At 75.2% G+C, this 5,264-nt stretch carries 7 protein-coding genes; 2 read left to right on the top strand and 5 right to left on the bottom strand.

Features of this window, described 5'->3' with window-relative positions; genetic code table 11:
* The 3 genes from F8279_RS29015 to F8279_RS29025 form a co-directional block, all read right to left on the bottom strand.
* A partial coding sequence (locus F8279_RS29015) for a DUF3153 domain-containing protein (protein ID WP_225853451.1) occupies positions 1 to 772 on the bottom strand: 772 nt, incomplete at its 3' end.
* 145 nt (positions 773 to 917) lie between these two features.
* The gene (locus F8279_RS29020) at positions 918 to 1,391 is read right to left on the bottom strand and encodes a nitroreductase/quinone reductase family protein (RefSeq protein ID WP_091417660.1); all 474 of its coding nucleotides are present in this window, start codon (positions 1,389 to 1,391) and stop codon (positions 918 to 920) included.
* 91 nt (positions 1,392 to 1,482) lie between these two features.
* The gene (locus F8279_RS29025; protein ID WP_091417662.1) at positions 1,483 to 2,472 is read right to left on the bottom strand and encodes a LacI family DNA-binding transcriptional regulator; all 990 of its coding nucleotides are present in this window, start codon (positions 2,470 to 2,472) and stop codon (positions 1,483 to 1,485) included.
* A gap of 117 nt (positions 2,473 to 2,589) precedes the next feature.
* Between F8279_RS29025 and F8279_RS29030 the strand changes: the two genes are divergently transcribed.
* Both F8279_RS29030 and F8279_RS29035 read left to right on the top strand, forming a co-directional pair.
* Positions 2,590 to 3,849, top strand: coding sequence for an MFS transporter (locus F8279_RS29030; protein WP_091417664.1), 1,260 nt, complete (start codon positions 2,590 to 2,592; stop codon positions 3,847 to 3,849).
* An 87-nt stretch (positions 3,850 to 3,936) separates the two neighbouring features.
* Positions 3,937 to 4,269, top strand: coding sequence for a hypothetical protein (locus F8279_RS29035; protein WP_091417665.1), 333 nt, complete (start codon positions 3,937 to 3,939; stop codon positions 4,267 to 4,269).
* Positions 4,270 to 4,286: 17 nt separating this feature from the next.
* Here F8279_RS29035 and F8279_RS29040 read toward each other — a convergent pair whose 3' ends face one another.
* Both F8279_RS29040 and F8279_RS29045 read right to left on the bottom strand, forming a co-directional pair.
* On the bottom strand, positions 4,287 to 4,649 hold the full coding sequence (locus tag F8279_RS29040; RefSeq protein WP_091417668.1) for a CrcB family protein: 363 nt from the start codon (positions 4,647 to 4,649) through the stop codon (positions 4,287 to 4,289).
* Positions 4,650 to 4,686: 37 nt separating this feature from the next.
* The gene (locus F8279_RS29045; protein WP_091417671.1) at positions 4,687 to 5,157 is read right to left on the bottom strand and encodes a CrcB family protein; all 471 of its coding nucleotides are present in this window, start codon (positions 5,155 to 5,157) and stop codon (positions 4,687 to 4,689) included.
* Positions 5,158 to 5,264 lie beyond the last annotated feature (107 nt).

The raw sequence follows: 5,264 nt of genomic DNA on the forward strand, positions 1-5,264 counted from the left end.
GGGCCGGGCCGGTGGCTGCCGTCGCGGTGGGGGCGGCCGCCGGACCGGGGACGCCGCGGGAGCGCCGGCGCCGCAGCAGCAGGACGAGCACCACGCCGGCGACCAGCAGCAGGACGACCACGGCGGCGACGACCGGCAGCCAGGGGAAGGAACCGTTCCCGGTCACCACGGCGGCCGGGCTGGTGGCGGGCGGCGGGGGAGCCTGGGCGACGGCACGCAACTCGGCCGGCTTCGGCTGGTTGGCGACCACCTTCCAGCTGACCGAGCGTCCGGTGACAGTGCCGTTGGTGTCGAGCACCCGGCCGGGGAACGTCACCGAGATCTCGAACGCCATCAAGGTCATGAACGCCTGTTGCTGGCGCGGATCCTGCTGCCCGAACTTGCCGCCGTATTTATTCGGGTCCAGCGGGAGCGAGAAGCGAATGAGATCCTCGTCCCGGACAAGATTCACACTTTCGCTCGTGAATTGCGCCAGTGGCGTTTTCCGGTACGTGATCTGAATGCCGTACGAGGTGGCGTCCTCGTACCGGGTCTCCGCTCCAGGCGGAAGTGAGGGAATGTTCGGCCGCAGTTCGGCGAACGCCACCGCCGGGTCCGGGTTCCGCTGCTTGAGCACGGACTTCGGTGCGGTGAGCAGGAGCTGACCGGAGACCGTGTCGTCGTCGTTCACGGTCAGCCCGAGGTTGAGCTGCATGCAGCCGCTCAATATCGCCACGAGGGCGAGACACACCGCGAGGCCGAATGAGCGGCTGCGGCGGAGTCTCGTATTCATGCGGCAAGTGTGAGCGCCCGCGCCGGGCGCGACAGTCAGCGATCAGCCGCCTTCGTGTCGCCGATCTTACCCGCCGTCTCTCCCATTCGGACGACCCCCGGAAACCGTCGCGCTCGATATTCTGAAGTTTTGTGTCCGGGCGCTTTCACCGGGTGCCCGCCGGGACGACCCGGAAGACCGGAATGTCGGCGGCGACCCGGGCGAAGTCGGCGAGCGGGGCGTGCCGGTCCACCGGCGCGTGCGCCCGGGCGCCCGGGGCGAGCGCCAGGTGCCGGCGCAGGATCGGTGGCCGCTGCGCCACCGGCACCTCGACCAGCCGGACCGGCTCGCGGCGGCGACGGCGCAGCACCACCCGCCCGCCCGCGGCGTGCACGTTCGCCACCCAGTTGGCCCGCTGGCCCAGCATCGACACGACGTATCGCTCGCCGTCGAGGTCGGCCACCACGATCGGCACCGAGACGGCCCGGCCGGTGCGGCGGCCCGGCACCTCCATGGTCACCCAGTGCCGCGGGGCGAGGCCGGCGCCGTACTGCCAGGCCGACAGCGCGTTCATCATCCGGGCCAGCCGGTTCGGCCGGCCGCCCCGGTACATCCATCTGGTGGGTCGCCACCGCCGCATCGGAACTCCCTTCCCCGCCCTCCATTAACGGACGGCGCGGGGGCGACGGCCAGGGCCGGCCGGCCCGAACGGGACCGGGCCGAGCGGCCGGTCAGGCGCTCTCGCGGGTGACGAGCGTCGACGGGAACGGGGTGCTCGGGGCGACCGGCTCACGCGTCAGCACGGCCGTGGCCGCGGCGGCGGCGATCCGGTCGACCGGGTGGGTCGCGGTGGTCAGCGGCGGGCTGCTGATCGCCGCGTACGGCAGGTCGTCGAACCCGGCCACCGCCACGTCGTGCGGTACGCGGATGCCGCGCCCGCGCAGCGCCGCGATCACGCCGAAGGCGGTGGCGTCGCTGGCCGCGTAGACCGCGTCGGCGTCCGGCCACCGGCGCAGCGCCTCCAGCGCCGCCCGGCCGCCCTGTGCCGTGGTGAAGTCGCCGGTGACCAGCCGCTCCGGCGACCCCGACTCCCGCATCAGCTCCCGGTACGTGGTGACCGAGCGCTCGGCGCAGCTCAGCCAGCGCGGCCCGGTGACCATGACGATGCGGCGGCGACCGGTGGCGTACAGGTGACGCAACACCTCGCCGGCGCCGCCGGCGTTGTCGACGTCGAACGACGGCACCGTCGCCGAGCCCTGACCGATCGAGACGACCCGGCCGCGCAGCCTCGGCGGTACCGCGTCGAGCGCCGCCTGGACGGTGTTGACCAGGATCACGCCGCAGACGCCCCGGTCCGCGCCGAGCCGGGCCAGCCCGGACGGGTCGGCGAGCGGCAGCCACTCCAGCGCCACGCCGACGCCGTGCCGCGCGCACACCCGCGACGCCGCGCCCACCACCCGGTGCACGTACGGGTCGTCCAGCACCGAGTCGTCACGGCCCACCACCGCCACCACCAGGCGTACCCCGGCCCCGCGCACCAGCGCCCGGGCCGCGAGGTCCGGCACGTAGTCGAGGCGCTCGGCGGCGGCCCGCACCCGGGCGCGGGCGTCCACCGAGGTGAACCCGTAGCCGCCGAGCACCCGGGAGGCGGTGGCCCGGGACACCCCGGCGTCGCGGGCCACGTCGTCGAGCGTGGCGGGACGTGCGGTCGGCGTACCCATGTCCGCATCATGCCTGCTCCGGCGCGGATGGGCGAAGCCATAACCGCGTTTGTGGTGGAAGCGCTCTCAGGTGTGCGATTGTCGTCGGGATCAGACGGGGGAAGGGACCACCGCACCGTGAGCAGCACCATCGACGCACCGGCCGGGAAGCGGCCACCGGCGCCCCGGGCGGTACTGAGCGCCCGCAACGGCGTGGCCGTCGTCTTCGCCCTCAACGGGCTCGCGGTGGCGAGCTGGTTCTCCCGGGTCCCGGCGGCCCAGGAGGCGCTCGACCTCAACCCGGGCCGGCTCGGCCTGCTACTGCTCTGCGCGTCGGCGGGCTCGCTGCTGGCCATGCCGACCGCCGGCCTGGTCACCCAGCGGCTCGGGCCGGCGCGCACGGTGGCCGTGTCGGTGGTGCTGGTCTCGCTCGGCCTGACCGTGGCGGGTCTGTCCGCCAGCCTGGCCGGCTCGGTCGTCGGGGTGGGGCTCGGCCTCGCCGCGTTCGGCTTCGGCTCCGGCCTGTGCGACGTGGCGATGAACGTCGAGGGCGCGGCCGTGGAGAAGCGCCTCGGCTACACCATCCTGCCCCGGTTCCACGCCGCCTGGAGCCTCGGCTCGGTGGCCGGGGCCGGGCTGGGCGCCGGGGCGGCGCACTTCGGCGTACCCGTCGGCGTGCACCTGCCGGTCCTGTCCGTGCTGATCCTGGCCGGCACGATGGTCGGCGCCCGGGCGTTCCTCGCGGCCACCGCCGAGGCGGCCGGGGCCGGGGAGCCGGCGGCCCGGCGGCAGGCGCTGCTCGCCGCCTGGCGCGAGCCCCGCACGCTGCTGATCGGGCTGCTCGTGCTGGTCATGGCGTTCACCGAGGGCAGCGCCAACGACTGGCTCGCGGTGGCGTTCGTGGACGGGTACGGGGTCGACGAGGCCGTCGGCGCCGCCGTGTTCGGCGTGTTCGTGGTGGGCATGACGATCGGCCGCACCGTCGGCACCGTCGCCATCGACAGGTGGGGCCGGGTGCCGGTGCTGTTCACCACCATCGCGATGGCGTCCGCCGGTGCCGCGCTCGCCGTGCTGGCCGGGAACGGCCCCCTCGCCGTGGCCGGCGTCGCGCTGTGGGGACTCGGCGCCTCGCTCGGCTTCCCGGTCGGGATGAGCGCCGTCGCCGACGACGAGGACAGGGCCCCGGCCCGGGTGAGCGTGGTCGCGGTGATCGGCTACACCGCCTTCCTGGCCGGCCCGCCGCTGCTCGGTTTCCTCGGCGACCACTTCGGGGTGCTGTCCGCGCTCGGCGTGGTGCCGCTGCTCCTGCTGCCCACGCTCGCGCTGGTGCCGGTGCTGCGGGAACGCGCCGCCGCGCCGGACGCGCAGGCCGGCGCCCCGGCGGCGAAGGTCGGCTGAGCCGCTCCAGCCGACTCCCACCGCGCTCCCAGCCGCCTGCCAGGCGGGCGTGCTGCACTGGAGCGAACGCGAGGAGAGGAGGCGGGCATGGGCTGGTTCAGCCGCCGGGCCGCCGACCCGACGACGCCCACGAAGCTCGACCGCGAGGCGACCAAGGAGGACCTGGCGCAACTGGAGGCGTTCGTCACCAGCCGGAGCGGGGTCGAGTTCTACCTGGAACCGGAGACCACCGCCACCGACACCACAGTCGTCGCCATCGCGCACGACGGCGAGTGGATCCGCCGCCGTACCGGCTCGCCCCGGGTCGCCGGCAAGATCGCCCAGAAGCACGCGGTGCCGCTGTACGAGGCGGCCCGCACCGGCTACCCGGAGCGGATGCGGGCATGGAACCGGGCCCACCCGGAGCGCCGGGCCCGCTGACCGGCTGACCGGCGCGGTCAGCCGCTCAGCGCGGTGACGACCGCGTAGCCCAGGAACGCCGCGCCGAGCCCCGCGACCACACTGAGCGTGACATTCGCGTACGCGGGGCGGCGCTCGCCGGTGCGGGCCAGGCGCAACGTCTCGTAGCTGAGCGTGGACCAGGTGGTCAGCGCGCCGCAGAAGCCGGTGCCGACCAGCGCGGTCACGCCCGGGGCGACGGGCGCCGCGAGCAGGCCGCCGAGCAGCACCGACCCGGCCACGTTGACGGTCAGCGTGCCCCACGGGAACGGCGACCCGTGCCGGGCCTGCACCGCCCGGTCGGTCAGGTAGCGCAGCGGCGCGCCGATCGCGGCGCCGAGCGCGATCAGCAGGATCGTCATCGGTCCGCCCCACTCCGGGCAGGCAGCAGTGCGACGGTCACCGCCGGCTCCCGTCCCGGGCGGCCAGCAGCCGGGCGGTCACCGCGTCCCCGGCCGCGACCGCCGCCAGCGCGCCGAGCACCGTCGCGGCCAGGTAGGCGCCCGCCGTACCGGCCGCGCCGTCGGTCAGCAGCCGCTGCGCGTCGACCGCGTACGCGGAGAACGTGGTGAACCCGCCGAGCACGCCGACGCCGAGGAACGGCCGGGTCAGCGGGTGGGCCGGGCGGGCGGCGAGCACCGCCATCAGCACGCCGATGAGCAGGCAGCCGGTGACGTTGACGGCGAACGTGGCCCAGGGGAAGCCGCCGGGCTGGTGCGGCACGGCGGCCTGGGCGCCGGCCCGGGCCAGCGCGCCGAGCACGCCGCCGGCGGCGATCACGCCGAGCACCGCCGCCGGGTGCGCGGACAGTTCGCTCCGGTCTGCCGGTACGCGCAGGTCGACGTCCGGATCGACGCGGGGTTCGGACACGGCACCTCCCACCAGGACTCGTCACTGGCAGGGACCGTTGGCGACGTCGCGGTTCTCCCGGCACCCGCCGGAACGGCGGGCCCCACCGCCCTCGCGGGCATAACCCC

Source organism: Micromonospora sp. AMSO1212t, assembly GCF_008868145.1.
Taxonomy (GTDB): domain Bacteria; phylum Actinomycetota; class Actinomycetes; order Mycobacteriales; family Micromonosporaceae; genus Micromonospora; species Micromonospora tulbaghiae.